Consider the following 18,176-nt stretch of genomic DNA (forward strand, 5'->3'; position numbering starts at 1 on the left):
CCGGGTCACTTACAGAGGATGCTCTCTCTTGTCTCGATCGCCTGCCGGCAGAGTTCCTCCATCTTCTCACCGAGCTTGGCCTCGCTGCGCTCGATGATATCAAGCCTTGGCTTGGTGACAGGATGCTTGGCCACGAAAATGGTGCAGCAGTCCTCATAGGGCAGGATGGAGGTCTCATAGGTGTCAATCTTCTCGGAGACAGAGACGATGTCCTGCTTATCGAAGCCGATCAGGGGACGGTAGACGGGCAGCTGACAGACCGCATCCGTGCAGAGCAGGGACTGCATGGTCTGTGAGGCCACCTGACCGATCGACTCTCCGGTCACCAGTCCCATGCATCCGCTTTCTACGGCGAAATGCTCCGCGATCTTCATCATATAGCGGCGCATAATAATGGTCAGCTCGTCATGAGGGCATTGCTCGTAGATATGGAGCTGGATGTCCGTGAAGTTGACAATATGGAGGCGGATGGGTCCCGCGTACTTGGCCACCTGACCGGCCAGGTCGATCACCTTCTGCTTGGCCCGCTCGGAAGTGTAGGGCGGAGCGTGAAAATAGGTCGCCTCCAAGCTGACACCCCGCTTTGCGATCATCCAGCCGGCCACAGGGGAGTCGATTCCTCCGGACAAGAGGAGCATGGCCTTGCCGTTGGTCCCGACCGGCATGCCGCCGGGACCGGGGATCATCCTGGCATAGAAGTTAATCTGCTCTCGGATCTCTACATTCAGTTCAAAGTCCGGATGGTGCACATCCACTCTCATTTCCGGATAGGCTTCCAGGATCTTCTCGCCGATCATGGCATTTAAGTCCATCGTGTGGATCGGATACTTCTTGTTGGGGCGGCGGGCTTTCACCTTGAATGTCACATGCCGGTCGCTGAAGGCCTCTCCTATGTAGTCGACGATCTCCCCGGCCGTCTCCTCAAAGTCCTTGATCTCTGTCAGGACACAGGGGCAGATCCATACGATTCCGAAGACCCGGGATAGTGCTCCCATCAATTCCTCATAATCGTAATCGGACAGGCAGCGGACAAAAATGCGGCCCGTCTGTCTCTCCACGGCGAATTCCCCCTCGCAGTCACGCAAATTGCGCTTGATATGTTTCTCCAGAGCCTCCTCAAAGACATGTCTGTTCTTGCCCTTGATGGCGATCTCTCCGTATTTGATTAAGAACGCTTTATATTGAACCATTTGCTCTATCCTATTCTTCTATTGTTTGCCGGACTAGTGCCTGCGAAATCTTGCCAGGATGGGAACCAGCTGCCCCATACAGTCGCAGGTATAATCAATCTCCTCCATTGTCGTGTAGACGGAGAGGGAGATCCGGATGGTGGAATCCAGGAGCTCTCTTTTCAGGCCGATGGCCTGAAGGGTTCGGCTGATCCTTGGATGGTTGGAGGAGCAGGCGCTTCCCGCGGAGACGAAGATCCCCTTGTCCTCCAAGGCGTGCAGCATTACCTCCGCCCGGATCCCCTCCAGAGAGACAGAGATGATCTGGGGAGCGGAGTCACGACCGGTCCGGCCGTTGACCGTAAGGCCCGGGATCCTGGTCAGTCGTTCGATCAGATGTTCCTTTAACTTGTAGAGTCTGTCCTGATTCTCTTCCAGTCCGGCGCAGATCTTCTCCGCGGCCAGGCCCAATCCGGCAATGGCCGCGGTGTTCTCTGTTCCGGACCGATAGCCCCGCTCCTGGCCGCCGCCCAGGAGCAGAGGGCTCAGCTTGCTCTTATCCTTGATATAGACAAAGCCGCTTCCCTTGGGCCCGTGGATCTTGTGGCCGGAAGCGGCCAGAAGATCCACCCCCAGGTCCCTGGGAACGATTCGGATCTTGCCGTAGGACTGAACGGCATCTGTGTGCAGGAGACAGGCGGGGTTGACCTCTTTTACAATGCGTCCGATCTCCGCGAGAGGCTGCAGGGCGCCCATCTCATTGTTGACCTGCATGATGCTGACCAGGATCGTATCGGGCCGGATCCGGTCACGAAGTTCCTCCGGATCGATTCTGCCGTCCCGGTCTACATGCAGCTCTTCGATCTCATAGCCCTCTTCTTCCAGAAAGCGCATGCTCTCATAGACACAGGCGTGTTCAAAAGGGGAGGTCAGGATATGCTTGCCCGCTCTGGCGTTGGCATGGGCCGCGCCCAGTACAAGCAGGTTATTCCCCTCGGTGCCGCCGGAAGTAAATACGATCTCCTTGCTCTTCACCTTGAGCGTCCCTGCAATTTGCTCCCTGGCCTCTCTGAGATAGGCCTCCGCCTTCATTCCCTTAGTGTGCAGGGCAGAGGGATTGCCATAATCCTCCCGCAGGACCCGAACCATCAGATCCACTACGTCCTGATCAGTCCTCGTGCTGGCTGAATTATCCAAATATACTTCCATCTGATCCTCTACTTGCTCTCACAGGCCATCATGACCATGGTTATGGCGGCAATGGCCGCCGTATCAGTCCGAAGAATCCGCCTTCCCAGGGAGATCACCCTGGTATTCTGTCTCAGTCGGGCCCGGTCGACTTCCTCTGCGGCAAAGCCGCCCTCGGGTCCTATGATGACAGCAATGCTCTTCGCTTCCGCCGCGTCCGCCAGGGCCTCGGCGGTCAGGCGCATCTCGCCGGCATGCTCATAGGGAAGCAGGAGGACTTCCTTGCTCGAGGCGTAGTCCAAAGCCCTGGCATAGGACATGACCTCTCCGATCTGCGGAATCATGCTCCTCTTGGACTGACGGGCAGCATTGGCCGCAATTGTCTGCCAGCGCTCGATCTTTCTCTTTTGCTTCTTCTCATCCAGCTTGACGACACAGTACTTGGTCTCCACCGGAATAATCTCATGCACGCCAAGTTCGACCGCCTTCTCAATGACCGTCTCCATCCGATCCCCCTTGGGGATGGCCTGAAATAAGCTGATCCGCTGGATCAGTTCCGTGCTGGCAGCCTCCTCCAGCAGTTTGACTGTGAGCTCATCCCGGTCCACGGTCAGAACATGGCCGAAATAGTCCTTTGCTCCCCGCACGCTGATGCGGATTTCCTCGCCGGGGCGAATGCGGACCACCCTGCCCAGGTGTCTTGCGTCCTCTCCTGTGACGCTGACAAGCTCTCCATTCACTTGCTTTTCATCGACGAAGACCTGCTGCATCCTAGCCACCTGCTCTTCTCATACCTTATTGCTTGTGCTCTGCCGGGGGCCGATTTCCGGCTGTCTCTGCCCTGCAGAAGATCATGCCGGCCGCCTGCAGATCACACTCCGCCACTCACCCAGGCCATTGATCTCAAGGATCTCCAGGCCCTGTCCTCTTAGGGCCTCGGCCACCTCCTCCTGCTTGAAGTCGATAATGCCCGATGTAATCAGTATTCCTCCCGGCTTGATCCGGTCCCGAAGAGGCCCTGCCATAGACACGATGATATCCGCCAGGATATTCGAGAAGACAATATCGTAGCAGGCCTCGCCCAAGTCCCTCTGCAGGAGACGATCATCCCTCAGATCTCCGATATAAAAGCGGGCCGGATCATAGGACAGACCGTTGGCCTTCATATTCCGGGCGATCGGCTCCCTGCAGGCGGGATCGATATCCGTCCCCGCAAGCGGGCCGGCCCCCAGGCGGGCGGCAAGCAGGGAGAGAATCCCCGACCCGAATCCCACATCCAGGACCGCATCGCCCTCTTTTAAATACTTACGCATTGCCTGAACGCACAACTTGGTGCTCTCGTGTTTTCCCGTACCGAAGGCGGTGCCCGGGTCAATTCGGATCAGAATCCTGCCGGACAGATCCGCCGGGACCTCTTCCCAGCCGGGCACGAAGAGGATGTCTTCAATGGTGAAGCTGTGGAAGAAGTCCTTCCACTTGTCCTGCCAGTCCTCCTGCCGAACCAGATGCTCTGTGATCGTAAGAGACCCCATATCGGCATAGGCTCTGGCCGCCTCCAGGGAAGCTCTGATCCTCTCAAGGAGTGCAGAATGGTCCTCTTTCGCGTCCAGATAGATTCGAATGCGGCAGGATCCGTCATCCGCGGGCAAATCGGGCTGCAATTCCTCGAAGTTCTCTCCCTGGATGCTGTCGTCCACCGGTATCAGGTCCTCAATCTCGACTGAATCGACGCCCTGCTCTGCCAGGAGATATGTCACGATTTCCTCGGCCTCTTCCCTCGTCTCAATCGTATAGCAGATATAATCCATACACTCTCCTCTTTCCCCGGGAAAGGCCGATTCTGCCGGCAGAGCCGGCCTTACGGGAAAAGGCCAGACGACCCGCGGCATCCCTCTTGTCCGGGACGCAAAAAAGCACACGGATGCCTCCCCTTGGGAAGGCATTTCCGTGTGCCATACTAGCATAAATTCCGGCGACTGTCGATGCAGGGCATCGCTGCTTCCGCCAAACTTATCCCTTTACTGCTCCCGACATTCCCTCAACGTAGAACTTCTGCATGAAGACAAAGAGGATCGCAATCGGTACGGAGATTACAACGGCACCTGCCGCAAAGCATGTGTACCACTGGTTGATATACTCCTTCTGCAGCATATTCCACAGGCCGATCGCAACGGTAAACTGATCTGAATTCGCGCGGACAATTACTTTTGCGAAGATGAAGTCTACCCAGGGACCGATGAAAGACGTCATAATCGTGTATATGATGATGGGCTTGGACAGCGGGATGGTAATTCTTGTGAATACCTGCCACTGAGTTGCCCCATCCACGATTGCGGCCTCATCAATCGCCCTCGGAATCATGTCGAAATAGCCCTTTGTGATCTGGAATCCCAGTCCGGTTCCGGCAGAGTACACAATGATCAGGGCCAGGCGGATCAAGGATCCCTCGGTCAGACCGAGTGCCTTTAAGATGTAGTACTCCGCAATCATCGCCATGAATCCGGGGAAGAGTCCCAGGATCATTGCCAGGTTCATGTAGGGCTTCCGGAACCTGAACCGCATGCGCGACAGGCTGAAAGACACCGACAGGACGAAGAATGTCGAGATGATACATGTGCAGATGGCAATGATCAGTGTATTCCCGAACATACGGGGGAAGTCCAATACATTCCGGTCCGTAAAGAGCTTGACATAGTTTGCCAGAGTATAGCTCTTGGGCAGGAAGGTGCTGACATATGAGCCGGGTTCTGCTCTAAAACTTGTCAGAACGATCCAGAAAATAGGCAGTACCCAGATTACCGCAAGGATCGCCAAAATCAGATGAACAACGAGGTTGCTGATACGTTTGGACAAGCTTCTTCGGTTACGCTTTACTTTATTCGTATTCATCACATGAATGCCTCCTCGTTCTTATAGGATTTCGACCTGCGGTAGGTCACAAGCGTAACAACCGTCAGGATAACGAAGGTCAGGATACCAATGACTGCACCGAGATTGTAGTACTGCTGGTCGATCGTCAGCTTGTACAACCATGTTACCAGAAGATCCGTCTGTCCTGCCGTATCGCCGACATAGGTTGGTCCACCACCGGATAAGAGGTAAATCACGTTGAAGTTATTGATGTTGCCCACGAATGATGTGATCAGGTAGGGGGTCGTCACGAATAACATATAGGGCAATGTTATCTTCAGGAAGATCTTGACCGGACCTGCTCCATCCATACGGGCGGCCTCATACAGTTCACTCGGAATATTCTGCAGGATACCCGTTACCTGGAGCATCGTATAGGGAATACCGATCCAGATATTGATGATGATGATGGTGATCCTGGCCCACATAGCATCTGTAAAGAAAGGCAGGGGGCCCTTGATCAATCCATAGTTCTGCAGAAGGACGTTGATTGCGCCCGACGGCTGCAGCATGATGTTCATGATCATCAGGGATACGAACTGCGGAACGGCAATGGAGAGGACGAAACAGAAACGCCAGAATCCCTTTGCCTTTGTGTCTCTGCGATTGATAACCATCGCGAGAATCATTCCGAGAATGTAATTTAAGAAGGTTGCGGCAATCGCCCACACAACCGTCCAGGCCAGAACGTGCCAGAACTGCCGGCCGATATTCCCGCCAATATTCAGGACACGCTGGAACTGCGCCAGCCCATTCCAGCTGAACAACTGCAAGTGGTTGTCTTCCTTGGAATAGGATGTGAAAGCCATACTGATCATGTAGACCAGGGGCACGATGTTGAAGATCAAGATCCCAGCGCAGGGCAGGGACATGAGGGTAATGTGCAGATTCTCATCATAGAGTGACCTGATATCCTCAGAGAATGTCTTGATATGGATCTTGTTCTCTTTCTGTAACTGCAGCCTATAGGCATGCTTCATCTGCATAATCCACAGGAGGATAAATCCCGCAATTACAAAGCACGCCACTACGCCGGTCAGAAGGATCAACTGTGAATTATCTCCGGCTGTGTATTCATAGACCTGTTTTGCCTCGTTCCACACCTTCTGATGCGCTGTATCGCCCAGGCTGGGCAGTTTGGATAAGGCATAAATTCCGGAAGTGGCCATATAGAAGGCAAAGGCAACTTCCAGCAGGAAAATGAGACAGCCCTTGATCCTCTGCCCTTTCAAAAATATTCCAAGTCCCATAAAGGGAATGGAAAGCTTTGTCTGTAAATCTCCTGCGGCAATCGCCTTTGCCAAGGGGATTTTACTCTGCATTTGTCTTTTTTCCATACGATTAGCCCAATTCTATAAGCAAAGAGGAATGCGGTCCTAAGACATACCGCATTCCCTCCGTCAGTAAATGCAAGATTATTGAACAGCAGCCGTATTCATCGCCTTGTTCATGCTCTCCGTCTTCTCGGCAGCATTCTCATGCGTTACAGTGCCTGCAATGATTTCCTTACCCATAGATTCTGCAGGAGTCCAGTACTGTCCCATAGCTGACTGCAGCGGCTGAACGATTGCTGCATTCTGCATGGTATCCAGCTGAACCTTGGCCAGATCATCGGAAATGTTCAGAGAGGTATCTGAGGGGATCACCTTGCGGAGATCATAGTGATCCTTCTGTGCCTGGGAGCTTCCGAGGAAAGCTGCCAGAGCAACTGCGATCTCGGAGTTCTTGCTGTTCGGGTTCACACCGATTGCCTTAGAACCTGCGAAGGCCTTCATCTGAACTTCCTTGCCGCCTACTGTGAACTTGGGAGGAATGGCGATGCCGACATTCTCCTTGCCGAGAGCATCTACAACTGCCTTGTAGTCCCATGCGCCGGAGAACAGAGCGTTAACGGTTCCGTCTGCCAGAGTGCTGGGGGTCAGGCCGTTGGCATCCTTGAAGTTGGGATTCTTGGCCATGTCGATCAAGTAATTGGTAACTGCGGTTGCCTTCTCGCCACCGAAGTCGAAGCCTGCCTTCTCATCCTTGCCGTCCTTACCGAACATGGTGCAGCCGTTTGCCACATAGGTAGATTGGAAGTACCAGGAGTTGGATAAGGGATAGCCTACCTTGCCCTTCTTGAGCATGGTGTCGAGGTTCTTGGCATCATCGGCAGAGAAGACGCGCTTGTCATAGTACATAAACCATGTGTTGCCGGTGAAGGGAACACCATAGACGGCGTTGTTGTAGGTTACCGTGTTGACGGTCGTCTCATTGTTGTTCTTCTTGATTGCCTCAAGGGTTGTTCCGCCCAGCTCAGCAAGAGCGTTGGCCTTGAGCAGGTCAGGGATCTGGTCATTGGCAAACATGAATACATCCGCAGCAGCTCCGGGATCGGTTGCAACCATAGTCTTGGCATCACCCTCGGGGCATACGCCGGTGTTAAAGGTGAGCTTCCACTCCGGATGTGCCTTCTGGAATGCCTCTAATTCCTTCTTGAGCCAGTTTCCCTGCTCCTCGGACTGATCCTCGGACGGTGACCAGACGGTGAGCGTAGCTGACTTGCTCTCGCCATCTTTCTTGTTGTTGTCAGATGACTTTGAGCCCCCGCAGCCTGCCAGAGCAGAAACTCCCATCAGGGCTGCCAAGCCAAGTGCTACAAGTTTTTTACTTTTCATATTTCCCTCCATAAAAGTACCTTAACTTGTAAACGTTTCCAACGCGTTCACATAACTTACATCGTTTATTTTATGCAAAATGCTCTTTGATTTCAAGCGATTTTTGAAAAAAAAAGTCATTTTGCCTATATCCGATAGGTCTTCTCCCCCTTATTCCCGCAATAATGCCCTATTCCTGCGTCCTTATGTCGGACCGGACACAGACAGGCAAGTAAAAAGCGGGCGACCGGTCCTCTTGGGGAGGGCCGGCCGCTCGCCATGCTCATTGATTGATTTTCTCATTCCATTGCGTCGTCAAACCGATCCTTCATCTCCTGCATCTTCTCGCGAAAGCCCTTTTTCCTGGGCTTGGACGAAGCGTCCGATGAGAGACTTTTGTCGGAGAGGGCGTCAAATTGCCGAAGGGCCTCCTTGGCCTCCTCGCTCAAATGCGTCGGTGTCTGAACGACCAGGGTGACATAGTGGTCGCCGCGCACATTCTTGTTGCGCAGACTTGGCACGCCCTTGCCGCGCAGGCGAATTCTCGTGTCTGTCTGGGTGCCCGCCTTTACCGTGTAGAGCACCTTGCCGTCGATGGTGTCAATCTCCACCTCACTTCCGATCGCCGCCTGCGCATAAGTGATCGGCGCCGATGAGTAGAGGTCGTAGCCGTTTCTCTGAAAAATCGGATGGGCCGAGACACGAACCTCCACCAGGAGGTCTCCTCTGGGGCCGCCTCCTGTTCCGGGCTCTCCCTTATCACGGATACGAACAGACTGGCCATTGTCAATCCCTGCCGGGATATTGACCTGGATCCTCTTACGTTTTGTGACATAGCCGCTTCCGTGGCAATCGGGACAGGGGTTCTCAATCACCTGGCCGCTGCCTCCGCAATCGGGGCAGGTCGTCACATTCTGCATGGTGCCGAACATGGACTGCTGTGTCATGACAACCCGGCCCTTGCCGCCGCACTTGGCGCAGGTCTTCTTGCCTGTGCCCGGCTTACAGCCCGAGCCATGGCAGCTGGGGCACTCCTCCTTCAGGTTCAGATCCAGCTCCTTGACCACGCCGAAGACTGCCTCCTTGAAGCTGATCCGGACTGCCGCATGGACATTTGCCCCCTTATGAGGACCCCGCTGGGCAGAAGATCCGCTGAAGCCGCCGAAACCGCCAAAGCCCCCGAAGAGATCTCCGAAGATATCTCCGAAATCCATGCCGGAGAAGTCGAAGCCGCCGGCCCCGCCTGCTCCGTTCCCATCGAAGGCTCCCATGCCAAACTGGTCGTACTGGCGGCGTTTCTCAGGATCCGAGAGAACGGCATAGGCCTCGGAAGCTTCCTTAAACTTCTCCTCAGCAGCCTTATCACCCGGATGAGAATCCGGGTGATACTTCTTGGCGAGATTCCGATATGCTTTTTTCAGCGCTGCGTCGTCCGCATTTCTGTCGACGCCCAGCACCTCATAAAAATCTCTCTTTTCTGCCATAATCTAATTAAACTTCCTTGAAGTCTGCATCTACAACATCATCGTTGCCGGCTGCTGTATTTCCCGTCTCAGCTCCCGCCTCGGGGCCTCCGGCAGTCTGTGCCTGCTGGGCGGCCGCCTGCTGCTCATACATCTTGGAGAATACCTTCTGGGCAGATCCCTGCAACTTCTCGAGGGCTGCCTTGATCTCACCCACCTGTCCGTCGGAGAGTTCCTCCGGCTGCGTGTACTGGTTCAGGAGATCGCGAAGAGCCTTTAAGTCTCCCTCAACCGCGGACTTGTCTGCCGGGTCAAGTTTGTCGCCTACCTCCTCCATAGCCTTCTCTGTCTGGAAGGCAAAGGAGTCCGCGTCATTTCTGGTGTCGACCGCTTCCTTGCGCTTCTTGTCCTGAGCCTCATACTCCTGAGCCTCCCGGACTGCCTTCTCAATATCATCATCCGACATATTGGAGCCGCCCGTAATGGTGATGTGCTGCTCCTTGCCGGTTCCAAGATCCTTGGCGGATACGGTCACAATCCCATTGGCGTCGATATCGAAGGTCACCTCGATCTGAGGAACACCGTGCTGTGCCGGGGGAATCCCATCCAGACGGAACTGTCCCAGAGACTTGTTGTCCTTGGCAAACTGACGCTCACCCTGAACCACATTGATATCGACCGCGGTCTGGTTATCAGCAGCGGTAGAGAAAATCTGACTCTTCTTGGTGGGAATCGTCGTATTTCTCTCGATCAGACGGGTGGCGACGCCTCCCATGGTCTCGATGGACAGAGACAGGGGGGTGACGTCCAGAAGGAGGATGTCGCCGGCGCCGGCATCGCCTGCCAGCTTACCGCCCTGGATGGCGGCTCCGATGGCAACGCACTCATCCGGATTCAGATTCTTGGAGGGCTCCTTGCCGGTCAGCTCCTCCACCTTCTTCTGTACGGCGGGAATACGGGTAGAGCCGCCGACCAAGAGGACCTTGCCCAGGTCATTCATGTTAAGTCCCGCATCGCGAAGGGCATTCTGAACCGGCGCTGCCGTCCTCTCGACCAGGTTATGGGTCAGTTCCTCGAACTTAGCCCTGGTCAAATCCATGTCAAAGTGCTTGGGTCCCTCGGACGTAGCAGTAATGAAGGGGAGATTGATATTGGTTGTCGTTGCGGACGAGAGTTCCTTCTTGGCCTTCTCGGCAGCCTCCTTCAGTCTCTGCATGGCCATCTTGTCACCGGACAGGTCCACGCCGTCCGTCTTCTTGAATTCAGACAGCATCCACTCGACAATGGCATCATCGAAGTCATCGCCTCCCAGATGGGTGTCTCCGTTGGTCGAGAGAACCTCAATGACTCCGTCGCCGATATCAATGACAGATACATCGAAGGTACCGCCGCCAAGGTCATAGACCATGATCTTCTGCTCTTTCTCATTGTCGAGACCGTATGCCAGAGCAGCCGCCGTGGGCTCGTTGATAATACGCTTAACGTCGAGACCGGCGATCTTGCCGGCGTCCTTGGTGGCCTGCCGCTGGGCGTCATTGAAGTATGCGGGAACCGTGATCACCGCCTCCGTCACCTTCTCTCCCAGATAGTTCTCGGCATCATCCTTGAGCTTGGAGAGGATCATTGCGGAGATCTGCTGGGGCGAATACTTCTTGCCGTCAATGACCCGGCCGTTATCCGTTCCCATATCCCTCTTAATTGAAGCAATGGTCTTCTCCGCATTGGTCACAGCCTGTCTCTTGGCCGGCTCACCGACCAGACGCTCGCCGCTCTTGGTAAATGCCACGATGGAGGGCGTGGTTCTCGCGCCTTCCTTATTGGGGATTACATTGGGCTGTCCGCCCTCCATAACGGCGACACAGCTGTTGGTTGTTCCTAAGTCAATTCCGATAATCTTGCTCATATATCTTTCCTCCTAATCAATCTATTGAATCTGATGAATACACTTTTGGCATCCTCAGTTGGCCACCTTGACCATACTGTGCCGGATGACCCGATCGTGGAACTTGTAGCCTTTTAAGAGCTCTTCTACGATCTCATTCTCCCCGAAATTCTCATCCTCCACGTGCATCACTGCGTTGTGGAGCTCCGGATCGAAGGTCTGTCCCAGCGCCTCGATGGGGCTGACTCCCAGATCGGCCAGGGTCGTGACCAGCTGCTTGTAGATCTTATCCATGCCCTCGGCAAAGGCGTCCGTCTCTCCCTCCGGCAGGGTACACAAGCCGCGCTCGAAATTATCGACCACGGGAAGAATCTTCTCGATGATGGATGAGGCTCCAAGCTCGAAGCTCTTGCTCTTCTCCTTCTCCGTCCGCTTGCGGAAATTATCAAACTCCGCCATCTGACGGGCGATCCGGTCCGTCAGGTCTGCAATCTTTTCATCCTTCGGATCCTTCTTCCCTGGAAGGGCTTCCTCATTCGCAGAATCTTCCTGCTCTCGATCATCCGGATCCTGTGTATCATTAGCTTCTACCGTCTCCTCCTGATGAGAATCCGCTTCTGCCTCGGCCCCGGGGATTTCCTCTTCCCCGGTCGGATGCGCTTCATCCGTCCCGGTCGAATTCAGATCCGCCTGCCTTCTCGCCTCTTCTCTGGCCTCTCTTACGGCTTCTTGCACAGCCTCCTGCGTGCTGCTTTCTGGAGTCTTCATCTCTTCAGCCAAAAAAATTACCACCTTTCTCGAGCTTGCGCTCCGGGATTTTGTTTCAATTAGCACTCATTCATGTCGAGTGCTAATATCTTCATGCACTAAGATAACACCGGGCTCGGATCATGTCAACTCATATTTGCAAAAAATATTCACAAAACAAGTGCAAAAATCCGCAGCTGCCCTGTCTGTTTCCACAGGCAGAGAAACTGCGGCTTCCGGTAAGCGCGACGGGGTCAGCTGCGAGCCTCATCCATTATTTCAGACAGCTTGCTCTTGAGCTCCTTGAGACTGCCCATGACCTTGGCGTAATCCATCCGCTTGGGTCCCACGATACCGATTGTTCCCCTGACTCCGTCTCCCAGATCGTAGTTGGCTGTGACCACAGAACAGTCCGGCATATTTTCCATGGGGGATTCACTCCCGATATAGACCTGGATTCCGGTCGCGTTCGGGTTATTCAGGCTCTGTTCCTGCACGTCGTTAATCAGCTCCGCCAGCTGTCCCTTCTCCTCAAATGTAGAGATAAAGGTGGAAGCTTTCTGGCGATCGGACAGTTCCGGGTACTTGAATATATTGGTTGCCCCTGATGTATAGATCTCAAGTCCATCGTCCTCCCGCAGGGTCTCCGGAATGGTCTTTAGAACCTCTGCCACGATATCCTCGTGGATCCCCGCCTCCTCCTGGAGCTTGGAGATGGTTGTCAGGTTAATCTCCTGCGCGGTGAGCCCGTTTAAGCTGTTGTTGAGCAGCATATTGAGTTTGAGAAGGTTCTCTCCGCTCAGGACACTCTCGACCTCGATCAGGCGGCTCTTGACCATGTTGCCCCCCATCATGATGACCGCCAGAATCTGATGGTCATTGACCTGGGAGAGCTGAAGGAACTTGATCCGGTTCCTGCTCATGGCGGGAGCGGAGATCAGGGATGTGTACTGGGTGGTCTTGGCCAGGAACCTGGCGACCTGCTGCAGAACCTTGTCCATCTTCTCTGTCTTCTGAATGACAAAATCCTTGAGCTCCAGGACTTCCTGATCCTTCTCCGCCAGAAGATGGTCTACATAGAATCGGTAGCCCCGGTCGGTCGGAATGCGGCCGGCCGAACTGTGCGGGCGAAGAATATATCCCATCTCCTCCAGGTCACTCATCTCATTGCGGATGGTGGCGGAGCTTAGGGTCACGCCCTCCAGCTTTGAAATTGTCCTGGAACCGACCGGCTCCCCGGACTCCAGATAGTTCTGAATAATGGCGTTTAGGATCTTGGACTTACGCTCGGAAAGCTCCTCACCCATCTGCTTGGAATCAGCCATGGCTTACTCCTCTCCTCCGGCATCAGCAGTCATCATGCTTGAGTGCTATAACTGTTCTTCATTGTAAAGTTGGCCCCTTCTCCTGTCAACACAGGTCGGCCTGTCCTCTTTGCCCGCTTACTGCAGGCCCTCTCTGTCAGGGCAGGTACTCGGCCAGGACGACATTGGAGATGTCGATGCCCCTTTTCGTCAGAGCGATCTGCCCGCCTTCTCTCCGTACCAGTCCTCTCCTTCTCTGGCTCTCTATGACGGGTCCGAAGACGCTGTCGATCGCAAGACCGAATGCATCCAGAAAATCCGCCTCACGAATTCCTCCCGTCTTGCGCAGACCCAGAAAGAGAAATTCTTCCATGGCCTCGCGGCAGGTCAGCTTCTGAATGGTCTTTGGATCAATCCACGGGGCGTCCGCCAGGATCTCGTCCGGGCCCTCCTGCCTGCTTGGGTCATAGGCCTCCCAGAGCTCAATATAATGGTCTGTCTCCTTGATGTTGGAGAAGCGGATATTGGGATAAGCTGGGGTTCTCAGTCCCTCCGGCCTCCGCCCGCCCCCACCGTCTCCCGGGAAGGAGTCCATAAGCAGGGAGGCCGCCCCCACCCCCAGCCCCAGGTAAGGCTTTCTCTCCCAGTAACCGAGATTGTGGCGGCAGGCAAAACCCTCCCTGGCATAATTGGAGATTTCATACTGGCCGTACCCCCGCCCGATCAGAAATTCTCTTGTCAGATCGTAGAGTCTGTAGTCAAGCGCCTCATCCGGCAGGTCTGTGGTCCCCTCTCCCCGGTCTCTTCTGGCGACATCCTCTGCGTATCGCTCGTAGAAGGGGGTGCCGGGCTCCACCATCAGAGAGTATGCGGAGATGTGCTCGGGTCTGAGCATCGTCAACTTCTGCAGGGTCTTCTTGAGCTTGTCCTCCGTCTGATGGGGAAGGCCGGTCATAATATCCACATTGATATTGGCAAAGCCCGCCGCCCGGGCCCTCTCAAAGGTGCGCAGGAAATCGGAGAATGTATGAATCCGGCCCAGAAGGGCCAGCTCCTCGTCGTTGGCCGACTGGAGGCCGATGGAAATGCGGTTGATTCCCATCCTCCGATAGGCCAGGAGAGTCTTCTCTGTCGCCGTGCCCGGATTTACTTCCAGGCTGATCTCTGCCGCCTGATCCAGAGCGAAATTTCTCTTGACCGCCGCGAAAATCTCCTCCAGCAGGGAATCGTTGAGCCAGGAGGGAGTGCCTCCCCCCACATAAATCGTAGCCACCCGGGCCCTGCCTGTCAGCCTGCCCCACCAGTCGATTTCCCGGATCAAAGCGCGCGTGTAGGCCTCATGCTCTCCCGGCCCTCCCGGATGAGAGTTGAAATCGCAATAGAGGCATTTTCTGACACAAAAGGGAATGTGTATGTAGAGCTCCAGAGCTTCCACGGAACGGCCTCCTTTCGTGTTCTCGGTCTGTTCTTAATCGTCTGAATCCAGCTTGAGGACCGCCATAAAGGCCTCCTGGGGGATCTCCACGCTTCCGACCTGCCGCATGCGCTTCTTTCCCTCCTTCTGCTTCTCCAGGAGCTTCTTCTTGCGGGAGATATCCCCCCCGTAACACTTAGCCAGGACGTCTTTTCGCATGGCCCTGACTGTCTCCCTGGCGATCACCTTGCCTCCGACCGCCGCCTGGATGGGTATTTCAAAGAGGTGTCTCGGGATCTCCTCCTTTAACTTCTCGCACATCTTCCTCCCCCGCTCATAAGCCGTACCGGAGAATACGATGAAGGACAGGGCATCCACCTGCTCCTTGTTGATCAGAATATCGAGCTTGACCAGGTCGGACCGCTGATAGCCCTTCATCTCGTAGTCAAGAGAAGCATAGCCCCGGCTTCTGGATTTCAGGGCATCGAAGAAATCATAGATGATCTCGTTGAGCGGAAGGGTATAGCGCAGCTGGGCCCTGCCCTCTTCCATATACTCCATACCGATATACTGGCCGCGGCGCTCCTGGCAGAGGTCCATGATGGCCCCGATATAGTCGGATGTAACCATGATCTGCGCGTCTACTACCGGCTCCTCCATGTAGTCGATCTCGGAGGGATCCGGTAGATTGGACGGGTTTGTAAGTTCTATGAGGGTCCCATCCGTCTTGTGAACCCGATAGACAACGCCCGGCGCCGTCGTCACCAGGTCGAGCTTATACTCCCGCTCCAGCCGCTCCTGAATGACATCCAGGTGCAAAAGTCCCAGAAAGCCGCAGCGGAAACCGAATCCCAGAGCCGCGGAGGTCTCCGGCTCAAACTGGAGTGCCGCATCATTGAGCTGGAGTTTTTCAAGGGCCTCACGCAGCTCCGGATATTTGGCAGAATCCGCCGGATAGATTCCGGAGTAAACCATGGGCTGGACCCTCTTGTAGCCCGGGAGTGCCTCCGCGGCCGGCCGGTCAGCCGAGGTGACCGTATCCCCGACTCTGGTCTCTCTTAAATCCTTAATGGAGGCGGTGAAATAACCCACCATCCCGGCCTCCAGCTCATCGCAGGGGATCAGCTGGCCGGCGCCGAAATAGCCCACTTCCACAAGATCGCAGCTATAGCCGCTGGCCATCATGCAGACCTTATCCCCCCGCTTCATCCTTCCCTCTTTGAGACGCACGAAGACAATCACCCCCTTGTAGGGGTCATAGAGAGAGTCGAAGATCAGTGCCTTTAAGGGAGCATTTCTGTCCCCCTTGGGTGCCGGCAGACTATGGACAATCGCTTCCAAAACATCTTCCACATGAAGGCCTGTTTTGGCGGACACAAGAGGGGCATTCTCGCAGTCCAGCCCGATCACATCTTCGACCTCACTCTTGACCCGGTCCGGGTCGGCGGAGGGGAGGTCGATCTTGTTGATCACAGGCAGGACTTCCAGATCATGATCTATGGCCAGATAGACATTGGCCAAGGTCTGGGCCTCAACCCCCTGGCTGGCGTCCACCACGAGGATCGCCCCGTCGCAGGCCGCCAGAGCGCGGGAGACCTCATAGTTGAAGTCCACATGGCCCGGGGTGTCAATCAGGTTGAAGATATACTCCTCCTCGTCCTTGGCCCGGTAGATCACTCGAACCGCCTGTGATTTGATGGTAATTCCGCGCTCGCGTTCCAGATCCATCGTGTCCAGGACCTGCTCTTGCATCTCGCGCTTGGTCAGGGTTCCGGTCATCTCAATGATGCGGTCAGCCAGGGTGGACTTCCCGTGGTCGATATGGGCCACTATACAGAAATTGCGGATTTTACGCTGGTCAATTCCCATGAGTTCTCTCCTCTTGCATCAGCAGCTATGGTCTGCGGGATCCTCATTCCATCGGCGGAGGTCGAAAAAAGAGAGCCAACAGATGTCGGGCTGTTGACTCTCTTATCCTTCACTCCTCTGGCGCCTCTTCTCGTCCTGTCGATTAAGCGAGCTTATTGACAGCCTTGCTGAGACGAGATACCTTGCGGGCGGCCGTGTTCTTATGATAAACGCCCTTAGAGCATGCCCTGGCGATTACGCCGGTTGCTTCCTTGAGCGCCGCGGCGGCCACGTCCTTGTCTCCGGCCTCAACCGCTGCGTCCACCTTCTTGACATAGGTCTTCACCTCTGACTTGATCGCCTTGTTTCTGGCGGTCTTGGTGGCAGTTACGAGTACTCTCTTCTTTGCAGACTTAATGTTAGCCAATTTAGATTACCTCCAATGTAAATCGAATGTTTCTTATAGGAAAAATCCTTAGTTACATTGTAGCCGGACACGGACAGTTCAATGTAAACATACTCGTACATAATACTGTTCGGCATCGGTCCTGTCAAGGCTTAATTCCCGTCATTGGCATACCCGTCATTGGCATACTGCATCATCAGAAGTTCCACCCCCATCCGATCCGAAATCCGGCCGGTCTTAATCCGCTCCTCCACATCGGAGGCGTCCGCGAGCAGCTGCCTGATCTGCTCCTGCCTGTAGGCTCTTGAACTGCGCCGAATTTTCCCCACGATATAGGGCGGAATCGAGAGTTTCTTCCCGATTGTCTGATCGGACAGGTGGTCGGCGGACATCTGCCGCACCGCAAGCATCTGCATGAATTGGCGTTCCAGCAGGCTTAGGATGCGAAGGGGCTGCTCCTTGGCCGTGACCAAGTCTGCGTAGCAATCCATCAGTCTCCGGGTATCCCGGTCGGCCATCGCATCGACCAGGTCGAAGACTCTGTCATTTAACGGCCGAACCGTGATCGCCCGGACGTCATTGAGCTCGATGCGGTCCCTGTCGAAGCAGTACATCACCAGCTTCTCGAACTCCCGCTCCATATTCTCCATATTCTCCCCGCTTCGGAGGAAGAACTCCCTCCAGGCCTCGGGCGCCATCGTCTTCTTCTCCCTGGCAAGGCGAGCTCCGATCCATTTCATAAGGGTCTCCTCACCGGGCTTTGAGAAATCACAGGCATAGCCATACTTGCCGATCGTCTTGAAGGACTTGGTCGACTTGTTGACCTTCTTCTCGACAAAGATGAGTACGGCCGTCTCCGGCACCGCCTCGAGGTAGGCCGCAAGCTCATCATTGCTGCTCTGGAAGAAGCCGGACTCCATGAGCAGGATGCAGCGGTATTCCGCAAAAAAGGGCATCGTCTGCGCCAGGTCAATCATGTCCTTCAGGTTGCAGGACTCCCCCTCCAGGCGGCTGAAGTTGACACTTTCTCCTCCGCCTGTCAGGGCCTTGATCAAGCGATCCCGGTACTGGAGCTTGAGATAGTCTTCCTCTCCATAGAGCAAATAGGCCCTGTGAAATTGTCCCGTCTTGATATCATGATTTATCGTCTCCATGAAAACGATTGTAAAATCCCCAACCGGACAAGTCAATCTGCTGTCTTCCGGGGCA

Annotated in this window: 15 protein-coding genes; all 15 read right to left on the reverse strand. The window is 54.9% G+C overall.

What is annotated here, in order from left to right; translation table 11 throughout:
- Window positions 1–5: 5 nt before the first annotated feature.
- Window positions 6–1,190: a tRNA uracil 4-sulfurtransferase ThiI gene (gene thiI, locus ACO5R6_RS01480; protein WP_485625405.1), complete on the reverse strand. Its 1,185-nt coding sequence runs from the start codon at window positions 1,188–1,190 to the stop codon at window positions 6–8.
- 33 nt (window positions 1,191–1,223) lie between these two features.
- Window positions 1,224–2,378, reverse strand: coding sequence for a cysteine desulfurase family protein (locus tag ACO5R6_RS01485; protein ID WP_485625406.1), 1,155 nt, complete (start codon window positions 2,376–2,378; stop codon window positions 1,224–1,226).
- A gap of 8 nt (window positions 2,379–2,386) precedes the next feature.
- Entirely contained in the window at window positions 2,387–3,127 is a 741-nt protein-coding gene (locus tag ACO5R6_RS01490; protein ID WP_485625441.1) for an RsmE family RNA methyltransferase, read from the reverse strand.
- A gap of 81 nt (window positions 3,128–3,208) precedes the next feature.
- Entirely contained in the window at window positions 3,209–4,165 is a 957-nt protein-coding gene (locus ACO5R6_RS01495; RefSeq protein ID WP_485625407.1) for a 50S ribosomal protein L11 methyltransferase, read from the reverse strand.
- A gap of 202 nt (window positions 4,166–4,367) precedes the next feature.
- Window positions 4,368–5,246, reverse strand: coding sequence for a sugar ABC transporter permease (locus tag ACO5R6_RS01500; protein ID WP_485625408.1), 879 nt, complete (start codon window positions 5,244–5,246; stop codon window positions 4,368–4,370).
- Window positions 5,246–6,589 carry a carbohydrate ABC transporter permease gene (locus ACO5R6_RS01505; protein WP_485625409.1) on the reverse strand — a complete coding sequence of 448 codons (1,344 nt, stop codon included), beginning with the start codon at window positions 6,587–6,589 and terminating at the stop codon, window positions 5,246–5,248. Before ACO5R6_RS01505 ends, ACO5R6_RS01500 begins: the two co-directional genes overlap by 1 nt.
- Window positions 6,590–6,682: 93 nt before the next feature.
- The gene (locus ACO5R6_RS01510) at window positions 6,683–7,924 is read right to left on the reverse strand and encodes an extracellular solute-binding protein (protein WP_485625410.1); all 1,242 of its coding nucleotides are present in this window, start codon (window positions 7,922–7,924) and stop codon (window positions 6,683–6,685) included.
- A gap of 278 nt (window positions 7,925–8,202) precedes the next feature.
- Window positions 8,203–9,387, reverse strand: coding sequence for a molecular chaperone DnaJ (gene dnaJ, locus ACO5R6_RS01515; protein WP_485625411.1), 1,185 nt, complete (start codon window positions 9,385–9,387; stop codon window positions 8,203–8,205).
- A gap of 7 nt (window positions 9,388–9,394) precedes the next feature.
- The gene (gene dnaK, locus ACO5R6_RS01520) at window positions 9,395–11,269 is read right to left on the reverse strand and encodes a molecular chaperone DnaK (RefSeq protein ID WP_485625412.1); all 1,875 of its coding nucleotides are present in this window, start codon (window positions 11,267–11,269) and stop codon (window positions 9,395–9,397) included.
- Window positions 11,270–11,323: 54 nt separating this feature from the next.
- Entirely contained in the window at window positions 11,324–12,016 is a 693-nt protein-coding gene (grpE, locus tag ACO5R6_RS01525) for a nucleotide exchange factor GrpE (RefSeq protein WP_485625442.1), read from the reverse strand.
- Between the two features lie 233 nt (window positions 12,017–12,249).
- The gene (gene hrcA / locus ACO5R6_RS01530) at window positions 12,250–13,320 is read right to left on the reverse strand and encodes a heat-inducible transcriptional repressor HrcA (protein ID WP_485625413.1); all 1,071 of its coding nucleotides are present in this window, start codon (window positions 13,318–13,320) and stop codon (window positions 12,250–12,252) included.
- A gap of 136 nt (window positions 13,321–13,456) precedes the next feature.
- Window positions 13,457–14,734: a radical SAM family heme chaperone HemW gene (hemW, locus tag ACO5R6_RS01535; RefSeq protein ID WP_485625414.1), complete on the reverse strand. Its 1,278-nt coding sequence runs from the start codon at window positions 14,732–14,734 to the stop codon at window positions 13,457–13,459.
- A 33-nt stretch (window positions 14,735–14,767) separates the two neighbouring features.
- Window positions 14,768–16,582, reverse strand: a complete 1,815-nt coding sequence (gene lepA, locus ACO5R6_RS01540; protein ID WP_485625415.1) for a translation elongation factor 4 — start codon at window positions 16,580–16,582, stop codon at window positions 14,768–14,770.
- Between the two features lie 142 nt (window positions 16,583–16,724).
- Complete coding sequence (rpsT, locus tag ACO5R6_RS01545) at window positions 16,725–16,988, reverse strand: 30S ribosomal protein S20 (RefSeq protein ID WP_485625416.1); 264 nt, start codon at window positions 16,986–16,988, stop codon at window positions 16,725–16,727.
- A 131-nt stretch (window positions 16,989–17,119) separates the two neighbouring features.
- The gene (gene holA / locus ACO5R6_RS01550) at window positions 17,120–18,121 is read right to left on the reverse strand and encodes a DNA polymerase III subunit delta (RefSeq protein ID WP_485625417.1); all 1,002 of its coding nucleotides are present in this window, start codon (window positions 18,119–18,121) and stop codon (window positions 17,120–17,122) included.
- Between the last annotated feature and the right edge of the window lie 55 nt (window positions 18,122–18,176).

It is taken from the genome of Shuttleworthella sp. (assembly GCF_057251025.1).